Source organism: Microbacterium atlanticum, from assembly GCF_015277815.1.
Taxonomy (GTDB): domain Bacteria; phylum Actinomycetota; class Actinomycetes; order Actinomycetales; family Microbacteriaceae; genus Microbacterium; species Microbacterium atlanticum.
In genome coordinates this window covers 395,856-416,535 of the sequence record NZ_CP063813.1, presented here as the reverse complement: position 1 = coordinate 416,535, position 20,680 = coordinate 395,856, and the positions used below count along the sequence as shown (strand labels likewise).

The following is a 20,680-nucleotide window of genomic DNA, read 5'->3' as shown; positions in this document are numbered from 1 at the left end:
GCAAACTGCGGTCAGGGTAATAAGAAAACCCCTGCTGAACAGGGGTTTTCATGGCGGTGACGGTGGGATTTGAACCCTTACGGGACCGCATCACAGGGGTCTCATGGGGTCTCAGAACCGCATGAAATCAACGTTCCCAGTTCTCAAACACTGCATCGAAACACGCTCGATTCACTGCGGTTGTTCCCGCTCTTGTTCCCGAGGGACGGACGAGACCACCCCGTTCACGCTGGTCCACACGAATCCTGACACCCAGTCACGCGCGTCGTGAGCGATGTCGTCAACGGATGCCGCGACGTCAAACTCCACGCCCATCTCATCGGGCTGGAGCATCTCGAGGGCATCGAACTGGGACCGCAACAGGGACGGCGGCATGAAGTGGCCCCGGCGGTCCCCGGCACGCTCGGCGAGCAGATCGGGCGAGCCGGTCAGGTGGATGAAGACCAGGTTCGGTGCGGCCACACGCAGCCGGTCACGGTACGACCGCTTGAGCGCGGAGCACGCGACCACCGGCCGTTCGGGAGCAGCGAGTCGATCCGCCACAGCATCCAGCCACGGCCACCGATCGGCGTCGTCGAGCGGCCGCCCCGCCGCCATCTTCGCTACGCTCGCAGCCGGGTGCAGGTCGTCTGCGTCGATCATCGACCGCCGCAGGAGCCGAGCCAGCTCCGCGGCGACCGAGGTCTTGCCCGACGCCGACACCCCCATGACGACGATGCCCGGCAGCTGTGCGTCGAAACTCACCAGTCGTGAACAGTGCCGTCGAGGAGCCGGTTGTACGGCAAGTACGCCTGCTCGTACGGGTACTTGCCTGCCTCGTCGACGTCGAGCTCGACGCCGAGGCCCGGCTTGTCGCCGGGGTGCAGGTAGCCGTCGGTCCAGGTGAACGACTGCTGGAACACCTGGTCGGTCTTCACACCGTGCTTCATGTACTCCTGGATGCCGAAGTTGTGGATCGACAGGCCCAGGTGCATCGCCGCGGCCATCCCGACCGGCGAGATGTCGGTCGGACCGTGCATGCCCGACTTGATCTGGTACATCGCCGCGTAGTCGAGCGTCTTCTTGAGCGCCGTGATGCCGCCCATGTGGGTCACGGCGCCGCGGACGTAGTCGATCAGCTGGTCACGGATGATGTCCTTGAAGTCCCATACCGTGTTGAAGATCTCGCCGATCGCCAGGGGGGTCGTGGTGTGCTGACGGACCAGCCGCAGCGCCTCCTGGTTCTCGGCAGGGGTGCAGTCCTCGAGCCAGAACAGGTCGTACGGCTCGAGGTCCTTGCCGAGCCGGGCCGCCTGGATCGGCGTCATGCGGTGGTGACCGTCGTGGAGCAGCGGGATGTCGGGGCCGAACTCGTTGCGCACCGCCTCGAACACCCCCGGCAGGTGGTTGAGGTAGGCGCGGGTGTCCCAGTCCTCCTCGACCGGCTTCGCGCCGCGGCGGGCCGGCTCGTGGTCGTAGCGCACGGTCGCGTCGCCGACGTCGGCGCCCTGGGCGGCGATGCCGTAGATCGCCTTGAGCGTCGGCACCCCGGTCTGCACGCGGATCGCCTTGTAGCCCTGCTCCTGGTGCGAGCGGATCGAGTCGAACAGTTCCGGCAGCTCTTTGCCCGACGCGTGACCGTAGGCCATGAGCCCGGTTCGGCTGGCGCCGCCGAGCAGTTGGTAGACCGGCATCCCGGCCGCCTTGCCCTTGATGTCCCACAACGCCATGTCGACCGCGGCGATGGACGCCATCGTGACCGGCCCGCGGCGCCAATACGCGGACCGGTAGAGGAACTGCCACGTGTCTTCGATTCGAGACGCGTCCGCCCCGATCAGCAAAGGGACGACGTGCTCCGTCAGGTACGCGACAACGGCGAGTTCACGCCCGTTGAGTGTGGCGTCGCCGAGACCCGTATGCCCCTCGTCCGTCGTCAGCTTCAGCGTGACGAAGTTGCGGTCGGGGCTGGTGACGATCACCTCGGCCTTGTCGATGATCATGGGTGTTCGACTCCTTCTGTGGACGGTGAAAAGGACACTCCGGATGCCGCGAGCCGGTCGACCGCCACGGAAACGCGGGCGGCGAAGTCTTCGTCGGACGCCAGTCGAGGATCGAGGGCACCGAGGAGCTCGCGCTGGACCTCTGGATGGAGGATTCGGTCGCCGACCGCTGCGGCGATAGGGCTCACCACCGCACCTGCGCCCGCGCCGACCATCCATGCGGCGACCGCAGCCGCGCACCCCTCCGCGGACCGGCCTGCCGCCCGCTCGCCGAGCGCAACCGGGACGATGCGCAGCCGCATCTTGGTGGTCGAGTCGAGCGCGATCTGCGCGAGGCGATGCTCGATACGACGGTTGCGGAACCGCTGGACCAGCGCGACGCGGTAGGCCGCGAGGTCGAGCATCGGCAGCTGCCGCGCGACGTCGTCCCACACGGCCCGCACAACCTGGCGGCACACGAGGTCGTCGATCGCGGTGCTCACCATCGTGTGCCCGCGTGCCTGACCCAGCGCAGCGAGCACGGTGTGCGCCCCATTGAGGGCCCAGAGCTTGCGGTTCTCCCACGGGGTGAGGTCATCGACGAAGCGGGCGCCCGCTGATTCCCAATCCGGGCGGCCGGCCGGGAAGTCGCCGGAGAGCACCCAGTCCGAGAACGGCTCGGTGACCACAGGCGCCGCGTCCAGCCACCCCGTCGCATCGGCGACCGCTGCCGACTCGGCGGCCGAGTCGATCGCCGGTGTGATCCGGTCGACGGATGTGGACACGAACGACACCGATTGGTCGATCCAGTGAGCCAACTCGGGCGAGACCGCTGCGGCGAGGTCTTGCAGCGCGCGCTGCAGCAACCCACCGTTGTCGGGGAGGTTGTCACAGGAGACGAGAGCGATCGGGCCGCCACCGGCGAGGCGGCGAGCATGCAGCGCCAGGAGAATCCGGCCGAGTGCGGTGATCGGGTGGGAGGGCTCGCGATCACTTCCCGAGCCGCTGACGGCGGTCGCCAGTAGGGCGATGTCGGCGCTCACGGCCGGATCGGCCGGATCGAGGCTGCCGCGCTCATCGACGCGGTACCCGGCCTCGGTGATCGTGAGCGTGAGGATGGCGATGTCAGGTTGCTCCACCGTGGCGACGAAGGCGTCCACGTCATCGCCCGCTTCGACGCGGACGATGCTCGGCATGATCTCGAACGCGTCATTGTCGGCGCCGCGCTCGATAAGCGTGTACACGCCGCCCTGCGGCCCCAGCCGGTCGACGAGATCGCGGCTGCGTCCCGTGAACGCGACGATCCCCCACTGCTCTGCGTCGGTGGCGTGCGCGGTATACCAGGCCTGGTGGGCACGGTGGAACGCGCCCAGCCCGAGGTGGACCATGCGTTCGGGCGGGGCGACCGCCCCTGCCGCCCGTCGATCGAGAAGGACGCCGACGGCACCGGCGCGGCGTGCAGCGGTCGGGCTCACAGCTTGAACACCTCGCGCGGAATGGTCTCGACCAGGTCGCGCATGATTCGCCGCGCGGTGGGCATGCTCACGCGGCCCTCGTCGACCAGTCGTGCGAGAACGCCGGCATCGACCCGGCGCGAGGTGTCATGTCGGGCGGGGATCGACAGGAACGCGCGGGTGTCGTCGATGAACCCGCTCGACCGGTAGAAACCCGCCGTCTCCGTCACGGCGGCGCGCCAGCGGCGCATCGCGTCGGGGGCGTCGAGGAACCACCAGGGGGCGCCGATGTAGACGCTGGGATAGAAGCCGGCGAGAGGAGCGATCTCTCGAGAGAAGACAGTCTCATCGACCGCGAACAGCACGAGGTGGAAGCCAGGCACCGTGCCAAAGGCCTCGAGGAGAGGACGCAGGTTCTCGGTGTACTCAGTGCGCACCGGGATGTCGTGCCCGGTGTCAGGCCCGAACCTGTCGAGCGTGGGCCGGTGATGATTGCGACGCACCCCGGGGTGGACGGTCATGACCAGCCCGTCCTGCGTGCTCATGCGCGCCATCTGGAAGAGCATGTGACCGCGGAAGACGCGCGCATCCGCGGCATCCATCCGTCCTTCCAGGGCGTCAGCGAACAGCCGCTGCGCCGCCCCGGGATCGAGGTCGAGGGTGAGCGGCTCCAGCACGCCGTGGTCGGCCGACACCGCGCCGTGCGCGATGAAGTGGGAGCGCCGGTCTTCGATCGCGCCGAGGTATCCGTCGAACGTGGCGGGGCGTCCGGTCGCACCGAGGAGTCTGTGGACTCGGTCGGAGAATCCGGATGCTTCGGGGTCGAGGTAGGCGTCGGGCCGGAACGTCGGCACGACCCGCCCGCGGAATGCAGGGTCGTCGGCGAGCCGCTGATGGACGGAGAGGTCGTCGAGCGGGTCGTCGGTGGTGGCGAGAAGCTCGATTCGGAATCGCTCGAACAGCGCGCGCGGGCGCAACCCGTCGGTGCGGAGGGCCGCCGCGACTCGGTCGTAGACGGCGTCCGCGTTCTCGGGCCCCAGCTCGTCGGTCACGCCGAAGAGCGACGCGAGCTCGTCGGCGATCCAGAAGCCGCTCGCAGTGCCGGCGAACCGGTGCCAGTGCGCTGCCAGGATGCGCCAGGGCTGGCGCGGATCGACCGGGTGCGCCGCGTCCAGCCCGAGTTCGGGGAGGGACACACCCGCCGCGTGGAGCAGCCGCGTGACGTAGTGATCGTGCGTGATGAGCAGGTCGGCCGGATCGGAGAACGGCACATCGTCCGCCAGGAGACGCGGATCGACGTGTCCATGCGGCGAGATGATCGGAGCGGTCGCGACCTCGTCGTGGAGATCCGCCGCGAGCTCGCGCAGGCGCTGCTCTGCGGGGAAGAGGCGATAGCGCCCACCGGCTGTCATCGCGGCGCTCACTTGGCGATGAGGTTCAGCTGAGCATTGAGCGCCGCCACCTGCTCGATCGGCACCTCGCCGGCCTGCTGGAGCAGCTTCTCGACGCTCATCCGATCGATGATCTTGAGCATCGCCGGCGGGATCTCCACCCCGCGGCCGACTTCACCGCGGCTGGTCGCCATGGCCTCCATGACCGAGGCGATCACGCGCGCCCCATCCTCCGACTGCTTGATGTCGGCGAGAGTGTCGCGGATGGAGAAGAATCCCGTCGGGCTGGGAAGCTCTGCGTCTTCGAACCAGTTCGCGATCGTCGTCGTCGGCCGCACCGCCGCTGCGGTCACCTCGTCGACCTTGCGAAGGAAGATCGTGTCGACCAGCTCGCCCGCCCGCGCGGTGATCTGGTGCTGTCCCGAGATCGGGACGTCGAACCGGAACGCACGACGTCCCTCGGTCGTCCCCGCCTCCATGCCGTCGACCAGGAGCGTGACACGGGGCTGGTTCGAGTACACGACGACCTCGGTGACTTCCTCCGCACGATCGGCCCTGCGCCGACCCGCGACGTGCACGAAAGGCTCAGTCGACCACGCCGCCTTGTAGACGTAGAAGGCGTCCTTCCTGAGGGTGCGGTCGAAGGAGACGAGCCCCTTCTGGTTGCGGCCGGCCACCCCGCCCTCGTCACGCCCGGCCGAGCCGAAGTCGGCGAGGTTCCACACGTGCGTGGCCCAGAGCCAGGGGCGCTCCTCGATCATCTCGACGAGGTGCTCGTGGTACAGCGCCTGGTACGACTCGGTGTAATCGCCCTTCGCCGGCTCCGCCGACTGATACTGCGGATTGGCGTCGGCGCCGTACTCCGAGAGGCCGATCGCGATGCCGGGGTAGGCGGCGTGGAAGTCATCGAGCCACGTGTCGTTGTCGGCCGCCTCCCCCACATACCACCCGAAGTAGAGGTTGTACGACATCACGTCGGGCACGGTGACCAGCGGGTGATCGGTCTCGAGCAGGAACAGGTTCGCCATGGCCGTGAGCCGGGTCGGATCGAGGCGATGTGCGAGCTCGTTCAGTTCGCGGTGCGCCGCCACGACGTCTTCGCCGGCGCCCGCCAGCGTGATCTCGTTCGACAGTCCCCAGCAGACGATGCTCGCGTGGTGACGGTTCTGGACGATCAGCTCGGTGAGCTGGTCGCGCGCGTTGTCCGTCGCACCGGGAAGGAAGACGGTGATCTGGGGGATCTCGGCCCACACCACCAGTCCGGCCTCATCGCACAGCTCGTAGAAGCGCTGGTCGTGCTGGTAGTGAGCGAGGCGCACGGTCGTGGCACCGAGCTCGCGGATCAGGGCCAGGTCGGTCAGCTTCATCTCCTCGGTGATGGCATTGCCGACCCCTTCGTGGTCCTGGTGGCGCGAGACTCCACGCAGCGGATACTCCTCGCCGTTGAGCAGGAAGCCGCGCTGCGGGTCGACCGCGAACTCGCGGCATCCGAATCGCAGCTCGACTTCGTCGACCACTTCGCCTTCCACGAGGAGTTCGGCACGTGCCGTGTAGAGGTGGGGGTCACGCAGGCCGTGCCACCGGCGCACCCGCTCGATCCGGAGGGTGGCGATCGCCTCGCCGGCTGCGACGGGGACGGTCTGCGCCGTCTCGCGGTCTATGTGGAAGCGCACGGATGCCGCAGCCCCGCCATCCACGCGCGCGCTGAGCGCTACGTCGGCGTGATCGCCGTCGAGAGTGGGCACCACGGTGAGACCCGGGCCGCCGGCCTCACCGAGAGCGAAGTGGACGGTGCCCACACCCAGCAGCCGAACGTCGCGGTAGATGCCCCCGTAGAAAGTGAAATCGGCCTGCTGCGGGTATACCGTCTCGTTCGCGGAGTTGTCGACGATGACGAGGAGGGTCGCGGGGCCGTCGGCAAGAACGGCCGTGAGGTCCACGCGGAACGTCGAGTACCCGCCGTCGTGCCGGGCGAGCAGCTGGCCACCGACATACACCTCGGCGGAGGAGTTCACGCCGGCAAACTCCACCCACGTCTCCGCGGCGTCAGTAACCGCCGACACACGCCGCGCATACGTCGAGCGCCCACGCCGGTATCCGCCGCCCGCCTGACCATCTGCCGCGTTCCACGTGTGCGGCAGGGTGACAGGCTCTCCCGCCTCGACCACGTCGTCCCAGCTCGAGTCCACCGCCAGTTCGAGTGGCGCGAACGCCCAGTCGTCGAGGATCGGGGTCACCCGGCGGGCGAGGTCGGGGGGAGGCTGCGTCATTGTGGTCTCCTTCGGCGCACAGCACCGGCACATACCGGGCTATCCCAACGTAGGAACCCACGGGGCGTGAATGATAGAACTGGTCACGCAGCAGCAGCACGGATCTCGCACCAATCGCTGAGAAGAGGAGCACGGAGTGGCAACGGACTCACCTGCCGAGCGCGACGCGAGCCTCGAGCCGGTCATCGCGGTGCTCGCGGAGGTGCTCAGCTGCCCCCTGGTGCTCACCAGCGACATCGACTCAGCCCTGACGACCTTCGAACGCGATCACTGCCTGAACCCCCAGCTGCAGCCGGCCTTCACCGTCGCCGCACTGCGGTCGTTCGTCGATGGAATGCCCCCTCAGGTCGTTCACGAGATCGAGGAGCCGCTCGGCATGGCGGTGTCCGTCGCGCGCTGGAACGATCGCCTTCTCCTCATCGGCCCCTATACACACGAGCCTCTGTACCCAGGGACTGCGGAGGAGCTCATGAGCCGGCTCGCCATTCCCACCGCGCACCTCTCGCTGTACAAGCTCTATCGAACGCGTTACCCGATCCTCGACGCCGAGTACGTGTACCGCAGCGCTGCAGCGCTGCTGCGTGCCGCCGGCGCCGAGGACACGCTGGGGAGTCTGCAGCACGTCAAGGCGGAAGCGGGGACGATCACGCCGGGGCTGGGTGACGCTCCGCAGTCCGCGTCGTTCGCGGTGGTGGAGGAGCGCTACCAGCGGGAGCAGGAGTTCATGGACGCGGTCGCCGATGGCTCTGCCGAGGACGCGCTGGCGGCCCTGCAGAAGCTGTCCGGGATGCCGCGGATCAGCGGCTACCTCAACACGCCGTTCCTCGGCGCTACCATCCTGCGCATCATGGCACGCGTCGCGGCGCAGCGCGGAGGCCTGCCGGCTGTGACGATCGACGCGATCTCGCAGGAATACGCCCAGCGGCTGCATCGCATCGGCCACACGTCCGATCCTCGCCGGACCTTCGGCTTCACGGCGCAGATGGTCACGGACTTCTGCCAGGGCGTGCGGCGCCACCGTCAGCGCAGCTATCCCCCGCTCGTGCGTCGGGTGACCGACGAGATCGACCTTCACTTGAGCCACCACGTCTCGACCGTGGAGCTGGCTGAGCGACTCGGCGTCTCGACGTCGACACTGGCTCGCCGGTTCAAGGATGCGACGGGTACGACTGTCGTCGGCTACGTCGCCCGTCGGCGAGCGGAGCGCGCGGCCCGCCTTCTCGCGACCACCACGCAGAGCGTGCGGGATATCGCCGTCTTCGTCGGGTACGAAGACGCGAACTACTTCGTCAAGGTGTTTCGCGCTGAGTACGGGATGACACCGAGTGCCTACCGGGAGCTGCACTCCCGCTGAGAGAGCCCCGCGACCGGCAGCCCCGTCTGGGGCCGCGCGACCGCGGGGCGCGTCGTCTCAGGCGAGCGACCCTGCCGGCTCCTCCGCGATGAGAGCAGCCTTGCGGGCGGCGATCCGCTTCTGGACCTGGATCATCTCGACGCGGTCGAGCTTGTAGCCCCGCATCGCGATGAGGGTGCAGATCCAGCCCAGGATGGGAAGCCCGAAGAACAGCGCCATCGTCATCAGGAGGATCGCCTGGTTAGGGCTGTCGGTGGGCTGGGGCATGACCGTCGTGAACCCGATCAGCGCGACCGCGCCGAGCGCGAGGGTCGATCCCAGCGACGAGATGATCTGATCGAAGATGTTGTACACCGCCGTCACCGTCGCCGGCAGATACTTCCCGGAGCGCTCCAGCTCGTAGTCGATGACATCCGCGCGCATCGCCCCCTGGGCCACCGTGACGACCATCGAGGCGCCGTTGAGGAGGAGGTACACGAGGAAGAACACGATCGTGAGCGGCAGGCTGCCGAGGATGGAGCGGGGGTCGATGACCAGGCAGAAGGCGAGGAGTACGGCGGCCAGGATGAGGCAGATCCACGTCCAGGTGACGGTGGCCGCCTTGGAGCCGTGCTTGCCGTTGTAGCGCGCGCCGAAGATGGCGAAGATGATGCCGGGCAAGATCGCGACCAGGCTGAGAATCGTGCCGAGCTGCATGTTGCCGAGAAGGATGCCCCACATGAGGGTGCCGATCACCGCCTGCGACTTGACCACCTGAGCGAGCTTGTCCGAGGCGCCACTGATGAGGTAGCGCACGAACGATCCGTTGTGGGCGAGCACATTCCACATGTCGCGGATGGACACTTTCGCGTCCGCCTTAGTGACGGAAAGGTGCTCGAAGCTCTCGGGCTTGTCGACGCGGGCGACGCCGACGCACGCGAGGATCTGGAAGAAGAAGGAGCAGACGACGTAGGTGATGGCCGTCTCGCTGAGCATCGCGACGGTGAACTCGTTGCCGTGGCGCGGCAGGAAGACCACCGTGGAGATGATCGTGAACGCTGCGGGGATGAGGTAGGCGTAGACGGTCGCCCACACCTGCACGGTCGGGCGCTGACGGGGGTCGTTCGTCAGTACGGGCCCCGACATCTGGCCCGCGATGTCGTTCATCGACGAGCCGACGATGTACACCAGGTAGATCGCGATGAAGAAGACCGCGCCAAGCCCAGTGTCGGATCCCCAGACGAAGAGCAGAAGGATCGCCAGCGAACGGATCGCCCAGCCGGCGAGCATGAAGAACCGCAGCTTGCCGAAGGGGAACGTGACCCTCTCGATGACGAAGGCGATCAGCGGGTCGATCACCCCATCGAAGACGCGAGTCACTGTGAGGATGATCCCCGCAACCGCGACCGCGATGCCATAGCCCGCGTTCTGGAGGTAGCTCATGAGCCCGACCAGGACGTAGAAGATCATCGCCGAGCCGTTGTTGAGCTGGGAGAAGGCGATCTCCCACGTGCGGGCACGGCGGTAGACGACGCCATCGACCTCGCTGGCTGACTGCTTTCGGGTACGCGCCATCGCGTTCACACTCCTTCGGGTATCGCCTCGGCGCTGTGGCCCATTCCACGATGCGATCGAGGCGAACGCAACGCTACGTTCGGCCACCAGCCGCCGAATAGAACGGATCGAGCAGCATCAGTAGAGATTCGGAACGGATCGCGGCGGGGACACCGACTGCGCCGAGCGCATTGCTGAGATGATTTGGTCCATCGAGCGAGAGACCGCGAGCGTGTCGGCGTGCGTGTGCCACGGATGCTCGAGAAGCCCCGACTGGATCGCATCGGCGACGGCAGTGAGCATCGGCCGATATCCGTTGCCCAGACGCGGATGCTCGATGACCTCCGGCGATCCGAAGATCGCCTCGGCGGACCCCGCATGCACGTTCGCGCGCGTTCCGGCCCAGAACATGGGAGCGATCGTCACCCATCCACGGGCCCCGGCCACCGACGCCGACAGGTCGAGGAACTCCGTGCCCGACCACGACAAGTGCGCGAAGCCGCTCCCGCTCTCGAGCGTCGTATGGCCCGACGTGTCGACGTCGCCGTCGAAGACCCCCGAGGCCGCGATCCGCATGGGCTCACCGAGGAACCAGCTGCTGAGGGTGACCGCGTAGATTCCCCGATCGCGCAGCGCGCTTCCCGCGTCTGCCGGCTTCCGGACGCGCCCCCGCGGGTGGAAAGGCGTGCCGAAGCTCGCACGCACGCTGCTCACCTCACCGAGCAATCCAGCGCCGATCCGGTCGAGGAGGTCGACATGGAGCGGATTGAATCGCATCCACATCGCCTCCATCGCGAAGCGGCGCGCTGCTCGAGCCGCCGCGAAGATGCGCTCCGCCTCCGGGGCGCTTCCCGCGATCGGCTTCTCGATCAGGACGTGCTTGCCCGCCGCGAGCGCTTCGATCGCGATGTCGGCGTGGGTGTGGGCTGGCGTGGCGATATACACAACGCGGACATCGTCGCGGGCGAGGAGCGCGTCGAGTGATTCCGTCGCGACAGGGATGCCGTGCGTCCGGGCGAAGTGGTCGGCACGCGCGGCCGACCTCCCCCACACCGCAGACACGCGCGCGTCCGGGAGCGTCATGAGGTCGGCCACCAGCCGCTCCGATATGTCGCCGGTGCCGATGATCCCCCATGTGAGCATCGTCGTCTCCTTTCGTTGGCGACTCGCGGCCTTTTAGGTCAGAGCGTCTCGCCGCCGTCGGCCATGAGGGTGCTGCCCGTCATGATCATCGAGAGGTCGCTGGCGGCGAAGAGCACGACGCGGGCGATGTCGTCGGGGGTGCCCATTCGGCCGATCATGCTCTTGTTCATGACCTCCAGCGGAGGCATCTCGATGCCCGCCGCGGCAGCCGCCTCGGCGCCGGCCTTCGCGGCGGCGAGATTGCCCTCGGTCGGGACGAAGCTCGGCGCGACGCCGAGCACGCGAATGCCGAGGGGGGCCAGGTCGACCGCGAGCGACTTGGTCATGCCCAGCGCCGCATGCTTCGAGCCGACGTAGGCGGCCATGCCTGGGAACGCCACCTGCACGCCGGCCGTGGAAATAATGTTCACGATGACCCCGCCCGAACCGTCCGCCGACATCCGGCGTGCGGCCTCACGTGCTCCGAGGAACACGCCGCGGGCGTTGACGGCGAAGGTGGAATCCCACATCTCGTCCGGCATCACCGTCACAGGCGCGTTCGGGAAGATCCCCGCGTTGTTGACCCAGACGTCGATGCCGCCGAGTTCGGCGGCGGCGAAATCAGCCGCGGCGACAACGGACGCAGCATCGGCGACGTCGGCGCGCGTGCTCAGTACGCGGACCCCGTAGCGCTGCGCCAATTCCGTGGCCGCGGAATCGGCGGCGTCGGCATTGAGGTCGATCAGCAGAAGGTCGGCGCCAGCCTCGGCCAAGCGGGAGGCGATGGCCTTGCCTAGGCCCTGGGCAGCACCGGTCACGACGGCGCGGCGTCCGCGCAACGAGAGAAGCTCGGATAGTGGACGGTTGGTAACGTCGGCGAACGGGAAAGACATTGTGCTCCTTTGCGTGCTGCTGCCAGGGATTTGGGCGTACGGCTTGAGGCGGGGCACCCAGCGAGCCCTTCGTCAGGCGCCCGATGCCGTCAGTTGAGCAGAGCGCCCATCTGCTTGGCGATGAGGGTGGTTGCCCGCTTTGGGTTGAGGCGCGAGAGCTTGTCCATCGTCGCCGCGTCGCTCCCGATGGTGGCCCGGTACCTGCCCTTGATCACGGCGTCGACGATGACTGCCGCGGCGGCAGAGGGCGGGGTCGTCTTGTACGCGGGCGCGTCCTGCGACCCGTCCGACAGCGCCACACCCGAGTTCGCGGCGATATCTGTGCCGATCGCGCCCGGGAAGATCACCGTCACCGCGACGGACGTGTCGAGAAGCTCGGCGTAGAGCGCCTCGGTGAGCACCTTCACGGCCGCCTTGGATGCCCCGTAAACGGCCTGACCGGGGACCGGAGCATAAGCGCCCATGCTCGCGACATTCACGAGGGCGGCTTCGGGACGCGAGGTCAGCACCGGCAGGAACGCCTTGACCATGTTCATCGTGCCCCAGAAGTTCACGTTCATGACCTTCTCGATCTCCGAGTAGGCCAGATCGGTGACCTTCACGAACTTCTGGATCACGCCCGCGACATTGATCACGCCGTCGGCAGGGCCGTGGGCAGACTCGACCTGCGCTGGCAGCGCCTCCACGGCATCCCTGTCCGTGATGTTCACGACATGCGAAGTGAACCGCGAACCAGCATCGGCGAGCTCCGCGGTCCTCCGCAGGCCGGCTTCGTTGAGGTCGACACCTGCGACCGATGCACCGGTGGCGAGGAGCTGAAGCGTCACCTCGCGGCCGATGCCGTTACCGGCGCCGGTGACGACGAACGTCTTGCCCGAGATCTTCATCGGTCAGGCCTCCCACGACAGCGAGTTGCGCTGCGCCACCTGGCCGAGCCACGCGAGGCTCGGCTTGGGGGTGCGGACGAAGGTGTCGCGGTCGACGGCGATGAGGCCGAACGTCGGCTCCCAGTGCCCCCACTCGAAGTTGTCGAGCAGCGACCAGTGCAGATAACCCTGCACGTCGATGCCGTCGGCGATCGTGCCGAGCAGACCCTGCAGGGCTTCGCCCGTGTAGCGGATGCGCTGCTCGTCGTCGGCAGTGGCGATGCCGTTCTCGGTGATCACGATGGGCGTGTGCTGGCTGATCTCCCACGCGTGGCGCACCGCCATGGCGAGCGAGTCGGGGCGGAACGCGGTGCCGACGAGCGTGTTGTCGGGGTGCGGCGGGTGCGGGACGAGCCCGTTCGCGTCGACCTGCTGGGAGGAGTAGGCCTGCACGCCGACGAAGTCGTCGCCGCGACTGCCCTCCCAGTACACGTCCTCCTTGCCGTATCGGATCTGCCGCAGCTTCTCCTCGCCGCCGGGTGCGGCGGTCAGCGCTCCCGCGGCGATCGTCCAACCGACCTTCGCGCTGGTCCGATCGCGGACGATCGCGCGTGCCGCGTGATGGATCCGGGTGAACATGCGGCCGATCTCCGGATCGGCGTACGTCAGGAACTCGCTGTGCGTCTGCTTCTTCTGATCGTCGCCTTCGGCCTCGACGGTCGGGCTGGTCCAGTCGCCTCCCGAGGCGGAGAGATGGCGCATCGCCGTCATGATGGCGGCCTGCATGTTGGGCTCGTTCATGGTGGCGACCCACTCGACGCCGTCGAGGATCGTGCACGCCTGCTCGACGTATGCGCAGAACAGCGCCTCCGCCTCGGGCGATTCCCATCCGCCGAGCGCGGCGAACCACTGCGGCGTTGTGAAGTGCTGCAGGGTGACGACCGGCGTCACGCTGTTGTCGAGACAGAACTCGATCATGCGGCGGTAGTGCGCGAGCTCCGCCTTGGAGAAGTGCCCGCGCACCGGCTCGATGCGCGACCACTCGAGGCTGAACCGGTAGGACGTCAGGCCCGCATCGGCGAGAAGCTGGATGTCCTCGCGGTAGCGGTGGTAGCTGTCCACGGCGTCGCCGGACAGCTCCATGCCGGGCATCATCTGCTCGCGTGCCCACCAGTCGCTGTTGACGTTGTTGCCTTCGATCTGGTGGCCGGCGGTCGCGGCGCCCCACAGGAATCCATCGGGGAAGTTCGTCATTGCTTGCTCTCTTTCACATCGGTGTGGTTGTCAGCGCACGCTGACAGCGGGAAGGGATGCCGGCATCCCGGCGGTCTCGTCGAAGCGGCCGGGCCCCGCCTGGCGCTCGGTTCCGTCCGGGAACACGATCCGCGCGTGGGTGCCGCCCGGGATGTCCGCGGAGATGCGGATGCGGTCGCCCTCCACACGCCACTCGACGTCGATGCGCCCCTGCGGGCCGTCATGCGCGCCGCGCGCCCAAGTCATCCCTGGTGCGGGCACCGGAGCGATCACGACCTTCTCCCACGCGACGGAGCCGAAATCCTGACGCAGGCCGAGCGTGTGAGTGTGCAGGAACCTGATGACCGCGCCTTTGCTGTAGTGGTTCAGCGACTCGTGGGCGATGCCCTGCTCATCAATACCCTCCCAGTCCTCCCAGATGGTCGTCGCTCCGCGGTCGACCATATAGAGCCAGGACGGCGCCGTGCGCTGGAACAGGAGCTCGTGCGCGATGTCGGCACGACCCGCATCCGTGAGTACCGGCAGCAGATCGCCGGTTGCGAGGAAGCCCGTGCCGAGATGGGTTCCGGCCTCGCGGATCAGCTCCACGAGGCGGTCGATCGCCGCCGCACGCAGCGCGTCTGGGATGAGCCCGAACGACAGGGCGCGGACGTAGGCCGCCTGGGTGTCGGTGACCGTCGTTCCGTCCTCGCGCAGGTACGCGTCACGCCAGGCGGCTGCGACCTTGGCGGCGACCTCGGCGTAGCGCGCAGCATCCGCTCCTCGTCCCAGGATCTCGGCGATGCGCGCCAGGGTCGACGTCGAGCGGTGCAGAAACGCGGTCCCCACCTCGCCCTTGTCCGCCATGAACCAGGCCATGGGGTTGTGCTTGATCGGGTCGATGAAATTGCCGTCTGCGTCGCGCTGCTTGGGCTCGGTCCACTCTCCCCAGTGGAACGTGCCGTCCCAGAGGTATTCCTCGAAGGGTTCTGGGTCGGGGGATGCCTGCGCACGCGCGTGGTGTCGCGAGCCGCGAGCCTGGGCCAGAGCCCACTCCACCCACCGCACCATGGCGTCGTAGTTCTCCGCGAGAACGGATTCGTCGCCGTAGGAGACGTACATCTCCCAGGGGACGGCGACGATCGCATCGCCCCAGCCCGACGATCCAGTCATCATCGCGAACTGATCGTCCAGATGGCGTTTGATCTGGCGGCCGTCGGGCGAGAAGTTCGCGATGCGGCCGTCGTCGAGCTGGTCATCCCTGACCGACCGCAGCCACTTCCGGGTGAAGCCGTGGACGTCATACAGCCGTGTCGCGGTCGGGGCGAACACCTGGTAGTCGCCCGTCCAAGCCAGCCGCTCACGGGTTGGGCAGTCGGTCGGCACATCCACGGCGTTGCCACGGAAGCTCCACTCCGCGATCTCGTGCAGCCGGTTCAGGTCGGGTTCGCTGGACTCGAACGTGCCCGAGCGAGCGAGGTCGGTGTGGACGACCTGCATGGTGACGGATGCCGCGTCCAGCGGAGACCCCGTCCTGGTGATCCGGACGTACTGGAATCCGTGCACCGTGTGGCGCGGCTCGAAGACCGCACCAGCAGGTCCGGCGGTCACCTCGTCCCGCTGGATGAACACGAGCGGGTCGTGACCGGGCTGCGTGGAGTCGAGATGGGAGGTGGACAGGTCGCCCGTCGCGTCGACGTACTCGCCGTACTCGATCACTGTCCTGGTGCCCACCGCACCGAGATCTGTGCATCGGATCCAGCCCGATGCGTTCTGACCGAAGTCGATCACGCACACGTCATCGCCCAGACGCTTCACGGCGACCGGTGAGCGGGTCTCGATCACTCTCACCGGAGGGGCCGGAGACCAGTCGATCGTCGGCGCGTCGATCGCTCCGACACGCACGGGATGCCGCCGCGAAGCCGCCTTCGAGAAATCGACCGCTTGACCGGCCATGAGATCGGCACGGATGATCGTGGACGGGCGGCTGGTCCAGGTTTCGTCGGTGCCGAAGACCTGCAGCGATCCATCGCGCAGGCGCACGTGCAGCTCGAGTCGGAGTGCCGTCGTCGTTCCCCACTGCGCGGGGCGGCGGTGGGCACCCACCTGGCCACGGAACCAGCCGTCGGAGAGCTCGACCTCGATGCGGTTCTCGCCGGGACCGACGAGGGCGGTGACGTCGTGGGCCTGGGCGTAGAGCGTGCGGTCGTAGGAGGTGGAACCGGGGGCGAGCTCGTCCGTGCCGACGCGGCGTCCGTTCACAGCTGCGGTGTAGATCCCCAACGCCGTCGCGTACAGCCGGGCGGAGACGACCTCGGTGTCGAGCTCGAAGCAGCCGGTCAGTACGGCGACTGGGCGCTGCCCGTACCCCGGATCGTCTCCTTCGACGGCGGAGATCCAGTCGGCCGACCAATCCTGGTCGAGCAGTCCGACCTCGAACTCCGCGAGTTCCGACCACGCGGCATCCGGTGCATCCTCGCGCACCCGCCACTGCACGCGGCTGCCGCTGCCGAGCGGGCCGAAGGGCCACTCCACGAAGCGGTGCCCGGCGACATTGGCGGTGACGGGGAGGCCGCCGTCGACGGTCGCCTCGACGACGGACCGGTCCGATGAATCGATCGGGTTCTTCCACGACAGGCGCGGCCGGTCCCCGGTGACGGCGAACTGGTCACCGCCGCTGTCGACCGACAGACCGAAGGGTGCATTGTGCAGCATGATGGGCGGGATTTCCGGCTGGGTGGCGGATCAGCGGACGGACTTGACCTTGAGCAGGATGATGAGCCCGCCCACGAGCGCGAACACCGCACCTGCCAGATAGAGGAGCGTGTAGTTCTTGTCGCCGCCGACAGCCCCGATCGTGATGACGACGCCGGCGAGCAGCGGAGCCACGGCGCTCGGGATCTTCTGCGCGAACTGGATCACCGCCATGTAGCGTCCGGCCTGGTCGCGCTCGGGGATGATCGCGTAGACGATCGCCTGATCGACAGTGGCGAACACCGCGATCGCCAGCTGCATCAGGACGGCGCCCACGATGATCTGCGGCAGTGACCAGGCCGTGGCCTCGACGACCGCGCCTCCGACGAAGAGCAGCGCCGCGAGCATGACGAAGAGGCGTCGACGCTGGAGCTTGTCGGACAGGAAGCCGCCTACGATGGCGCCGGCCGCGGCGGCCAGCACGCCGATCATGCCCACGGTGGCCACGATGCCGGCGACCTCGCGTACGGGCAGGTCGAGCCGCTGGGCGTAGAAGAACGTGCCGAAAGTGGTGTTGAAGTAGAGGCCGATGAAGAAAACGAAGCGGCCGAGCCAGTTCCAGGCGAAGTCCGGGTACTTCCGCACGTTGAAGCCATAGCTCGTGACGACGGACTTCACCGTCACCTGGTCGCGCTGCGGGATGTCCTTCGAGCTGCCCTCCGGCTTGATGAGCGGGAAGAGCGCGAGGAACACGGCGCCGATGAGACCCGGTACGAGGAAGATGAGCAGGGTGCTCGACGACACGGCGTAGGCCACGCCGATGCCGAGCACCGGCGCGATCTGGGTCATCAGCCCGGTGAGAGCCGACACCTTTCCGCGCTGCTTCTCGGGAAGCTTGTCGGCCTGCAGCGTCTGCAGCGCTGCTCCGGCGATCGACCAGCCGGTCATGCCGAGCACCCACCCCGCTCCGACGATCAGCAGGTTCGGTGCGAGTCCGATGATCACAAGTCCGACGAGGCCGATGCCGGTGCCGAGATAGATGAACGGCGAGCGGCGGCCGAAGCGCGATCGCGTGCGGTCGCTCCAGATGCCGATGAGCGGGCTGATGAGGAGATAGACGAGCTGCGCGCTCCCGGTGATGTAGCCGAGGACCTCTTCATGACCGGGAGCCAATTCGGTGATGCGCACCGCGATGCCGTACGAGAGCGGCACCATCATCGCCATCGAAGCGCCGAAGCTGGCGAGCATGAGCCAGAGGATGTACGAGCGACTCATCGGAGTGGTGGGCTCACCGGGTCCGGCGGCGGCCGGCGCGTCGACGACGTCGAGCGCCGTCTCGTTCCCCGGCAGCGGTTCCGCAGCGGCGAGGCCCTCGGCGAGCGCCCGCGCGTTCGGCTCGTTCTTGGTCACCATGACTCCTTCATCAACGTGCGTCGTCTGCCCGCAGCTGCGCGGGAGGACAGGCGGGCGTCGGGCCGCCCTCCAAAAGTAACCACCTCGGTAACTCTTCGTAGAATGTAACCGCTCCGGTTACACTTGGCAAGTCGCCGGACACGGTGATCGCGACCGTGACAGGAGGAGCCATGTCGAACGTCGCCGAGGATGTCGAGTCGGATCGGCCCGTGAAGCCCGCTACCCGCCGCCGAGGGCCCTACGCGAACACGCCGGCGCGCCGAGCGGAGATCGTCCGCGCAGCCTCGGCGAGCTTCGCCGAGCATGGGTACGAGCGCGCGTCACTGCGCGACATGGCCGCTCGGGCGAATGTGACCCATGCTGCGCTGCTGCGGCACTTCGCCAGCAAGGACGAGCTCCTTCTCGCCGCCCTCGCACTGCGGGACGAGCAGGACGAGGAGCTGGCGCGGCGCATCATGGAGGCTCAGGTCCCGGCCGAGCGCGTGCTGTCCACCGTCCTGCGCGAGGAGTTCGCTCACCCCGAACAGCAGCGCAACTGGCTGGCGATCACCGTGGCGGCCACCAATCCTGACCATCCCGCCCACGAGTTCTTCCTCGCACGGCGGGATCGCATGCGTCGCAGCTTCGGCACGGGCCGTCTCGCTACCGCCGACGACCATGAGGAGCTCACCGCCGACGACAAGGTCACCATGGTGCTCGCCATGATCGACGGCCTGCGTATACAGGCGCTTCTCGACCCTGGGCGCGACGTTCTGCCCCTGATGGAGCGCCTGATGCGGCTGCTGTCTACGACGGACAATTAGGCCTGGAGGTTCCCGCGTTCCATCGGCGCCGCTGCTCGCTCGGGTCGCCACCACGACGACCCCCAACGTTCGGCGCCCGAGCGCCCCACCCGCTCGGTCCACGGTGGTGCTCCAAACCACGGTAACTACGCCGTTTGCCGCGGAATCCTGCGGATCTTGAGGCAGGCGACGCAACTAGCGGGAACAAGAAATGCTCGCAAAACGCCGATCAGCGCCACTCGAAAGTAGCGCTGATCAGGGATTTATGGCGGTGACGGTGGGATTTGAACGCATACGGGATGCGGTCACAGGGATCACATGAGGTCACAGAGCCGCATGAAATCAACGTTCCAAGTTCTCAAACGCTGCGTCGAGTCACCCTCGATTCACTGCGATTGTTCTCGCTTCTGTTCCCAGCGAAGTCGCGCCCTCAGGCCTTCGTGCTCGTGCCGCGCGCCCGTGCGGGTGTGCGCGTGGGTGCGGGGTCGCTGAGGGGCTGGAGGCGGGTGAGCTGGGTGACATGGCGGGGTTCGAGTTCGGCGATGGTGGCGACGCCGAGCAGTTGCATGGTGCGTTCGATCTCGGTGCGGAGGATCTGTATGGTGCGGTCCACGCCCTGGCGTCCGCCGGCCATGAGGCCGTAGAGGTAGGCGCGGCCGATGAGGGTGAACTTCGCGCCCAGGGCGAGGGCGGCGACGATGTCGGCGCCGTTCATGATGCCGGTGTCGATCATCACGGTGGCGTCCTTGCCGACTTCGCGGACGACCTTCGGGAGGAGGTGGAACGGGACGGGGGCGCGGTCCAGCTGCCGGCCGCCGTGGTTGGACAAGATGATGCCGTCCACGCCGGCGTCGATGAGGCGCACCGAGTCGGCGACGTTCTGCACGCCCTTGACGACGATCTTGCCCGGCCACAGGTCGCGGATCACCGCCAGGTCGTCGTAGCTGATCGTCGGGTCCATCGCGGCGTTGAGCAGCTCCCCGACCGTGCCGCCGGTGGTGGACAGTGACGCGAACTCCAGCTTCGGGGTGGTGAGGAAGTCGTACCACCACCACGGCCGCGGGATCGCGTTGACGATCGTGCCCACCGTCAGCTGCGGAGGGATGGAGAACCCGTTGCGCTTATCCCGCAACCGGGCACCCGCCACCGGGGTGTCCACGGTGAACTGCAGCGTGTCGAACCCGGCCGCCGCCGCCCGCTGCACCAGCCCGTAGGAGATCTCCCGATCCCGCATCACATACAGCTGGAACCAGTTCCGCCCACCCGGGTTCGCGGCCTTCACGTCCTCGATCGACGTGGTGCCCAGCGTGGACAGCGTGAACGGGATGCCCGCAGCCCCCGCCGCCGCCGCCCCCGCCGACTCCCCCTCGGTCTGCATCAGCCGGGTGAACCCGGTCGGCGCGATCCCGAACGGCAACGCGCTGGGCCCACCCAGGATCTGCACCGACGTGTCCACCACCGCAGCGGGACGCAGGATGTCCGGGTGGAACTCGATGTCCTCGAACGCCTGCCGCGCCCGCGCCAACGACAACTCCCCCTCCGCCGCACCATCGGTGTAATCGAACGCCGCCTTCGGCGTCCGACGCTTCGCGATCACCCGCAGATCCGCGACCGTCAACGCCGATTCCAACCGGCGCTTGCGCCCGTTCAACTCCGGCTTCTTGAAGCTCATCAACTCGAGCAGCTCCGCGGGGTTGGGCAGTTGTCTTTGGACCAT

15 protein-coding genes are annotated in these 20,680 nt (G+C 67.7%); 2 read left to right on the top strand and 13 right to left on the bottom strand.

Annotated features, from left to right (window positions below):
• Positions 1–171: 171 nt before the first annotated feature.
• From IR212_RS01815 to IR212_RS01795, 5 genes are read right to left on the bottom strand one after another with little or no spacing between them, the layout of a single operon-like run.
• On the bottom strand, positions 172–744 hold the full coding sequence (locus IR212_RS01815; protein WP_228479435.1) for a gluconokinase: 573 nt from the start codon (positions 742–744) through the stop codon (positions 172–174).
• Positions 741–1,979 carry a D-mannonate dehydratase ManD gene (gene manD / locus IR212_RS01810; RefSeq protein ID WP_194397334.1) on the bottom strand — a complete coding sequence of 413 codons (1,239 nt, stop codon included), beginning with the start codon at positions 1,977–1,979 and terminating at the stop codon, positions 741–743. The genes IR212_RS01815 and manD overlap by 4 nt, the downstream gene beginning before the upstream one ends.
• On the bottom strand, positions 1,976–3,433 hold the full coding sequence (locus IR212_RS01805; RefSeq protein WP_228479434.1) for a mannitol dehydrogenase family protein: 1,458 nt from the start codon (positions 3,431–3,433) through the stop codon (positions 1,976–1,978). The genes manD and IR212_RS01805 overlap by 4 nt, the downstream gene beginning before the upstream one ends.
• Positions 3,430–4,824 carry a glucuronate isomerase gene (gene uxaC, locus IR212_RS01800; protein ID WP_194397333.1) on the bottom strand — a complete coding sequence of 465 codons (1,395 nt, stop codon included), beginning with the start codon at positions 4,822–4,824 and terminating at the stop codon, positions 3,430–3,432. The genes IR212_RS01805 and uxaC overlap by 4 nt, the downstream gene beginning before the upstream one ends.
• 8 nt (positions 4,825–4,832) lie before the next feature.
• Positions 4,833–7,073, bottom strand: coding sequence for a glycoside hydrolase family 2 protein (locus IR212_RS01795; protein WP_194397332.1), 2,241 nt, complete (start codon positions 7,071–7,073; stop codon positions 4,833–4,835).
• A gap of 136 nt (positions 7,074–7,209) precedes the next feature.
• Here IR212_RS01795 and IR212_RS01790 point away from each other — a divergent pair, with 136 nt between their 5' ends.
• Positions 7,210–8,427 (top strand): helix-turn-helix domain-containing protein, encoded by a 1,218-nt coding sequence (locus IR212_RS01790; RefSeq protein WP_194397331.1) that lies wholly within the window; start codon positions 7,210–7,212, stop codon positions 8,425–8,427.
• A gap of 57 nt (positions 8,428–8,484) precedes the next feature.
• Here the strand turns inward: IR212_RS01790 and IR212_RS01785 are convergent, their stop codons facing one another.
• The 7 genes from IR212_RS01785 to IR212_RS01755 form a co-directional block, all read right to left on the bottom strand.
• Entirely contained in the window at positions 8,485–9,981 is a 1,497-nt protein-coding gene (locus IR212_RS01785) for an MFS transporter (RefSeq protein ID WP_194397330.1), read from the bottom strand.
• Positions 9,982–10,098: 117 nt separating this feature from the next.
• The gene (locus IR212_RS01780; RefSeq protein WP_194397329.1) at positions 10,099–11,103 is read right to left on the bottom strand and encodes a Gfo/Idh/MocA family protein; all 1,005 of its coding nucleotides are present in this window, start codon (positions 11,101–11,103) and stop codon (positions 10,099–10,101) included.
• 38 nt (positions 11,104–11,141) lie between these two features.
• Entirely contained in the window at positions 11,142–12,032 is an 891-nt protein-coding gene (locus tag IR212_RS01775) for an SDR family NAD(P)-dependent oxidoreductase (protein ID WP_228479433.1), read from the bottom strand.
• A gap of 32 nt (positions 12,033–12,064) precedes the next feature.
• Entirely contained in the window at positions 12,065–12,862 is a 798-nt protein-coding gene (locus IR212_RS01770) for an SDR family NAD(P)-dependent oxidoreductase (RefSeq protein ID WP_194397328.1), read from the bottom strand.
• A gap of 3 nt (positions 12,863–12,865) precedes the next feature.
• Positions 12,866–14,095 carry a glycoside hydrolase family 1 protein gene (locus tag IR212_RS01765; RefSeq protein WP_194397327.1) on the bottom strand — a complete coding sequence of 410 codons (1,230 nt, stop codon included), beginning with the start codon at positions 14,093–14,095 and terminating at the stop codon, positions 12,866–12,868.
• A gap of 30 nt (positions 14,096–14,125) precedes the next feature.
• A complete protein-coding gene (locus tag IR212_RS01760; RefSeq protein WP_228479432.1) occupies positions 14,126–16,789 on the bottom strand; it encodes a family 78 glycoside hydrolase catalytic domain in 2,664 nt (887 codons plus the stop codon).
• Between the two features lie 30 nt (positions 16,790–16,819).
• Positions 16,820–18,181 (bottom strand): MFS transporter, encoded by a 1,362-nt coding sequence (locus tag IR212_RS01755; protein ID WP_194397326.1) that lies wholly within the window; start codon positions 18,179–18,181, stop codon positions 16,820–16,822.
• 170 nt (positions 18,182–18,351) lie between these two features.
• On the opposite strand from IR212_RS01755, the gene IR212_RS01750 reads away from it, so the two are divergent.
• Entirely contained in the window at positions 18,352–18,984 is a 633-nt protein-coding gene (locus IR212_RS01750; protein ID WP_194397325.1) for a TetR/AcrR family transcriptional regulator, read from the top strand.
• A 409-nt stretch (positions 18,985–19,393) separates the two neighbouring features.
• Here the strand turns inward: IR212_RS01750 and IR212_RS01745 are convergent, their stop codons facing one another.
• Positions 19,394–20,680: an alpha-hydroxy acid oxidase gene (locus tag IR212_RS01745; RefSeq protein WP_194397324.1), complete on the bottom strand. Its 1,287-nt coding sequence runs from the start codon at positions 20,678–20,680 to the stop codon at positions 19,394–19,396.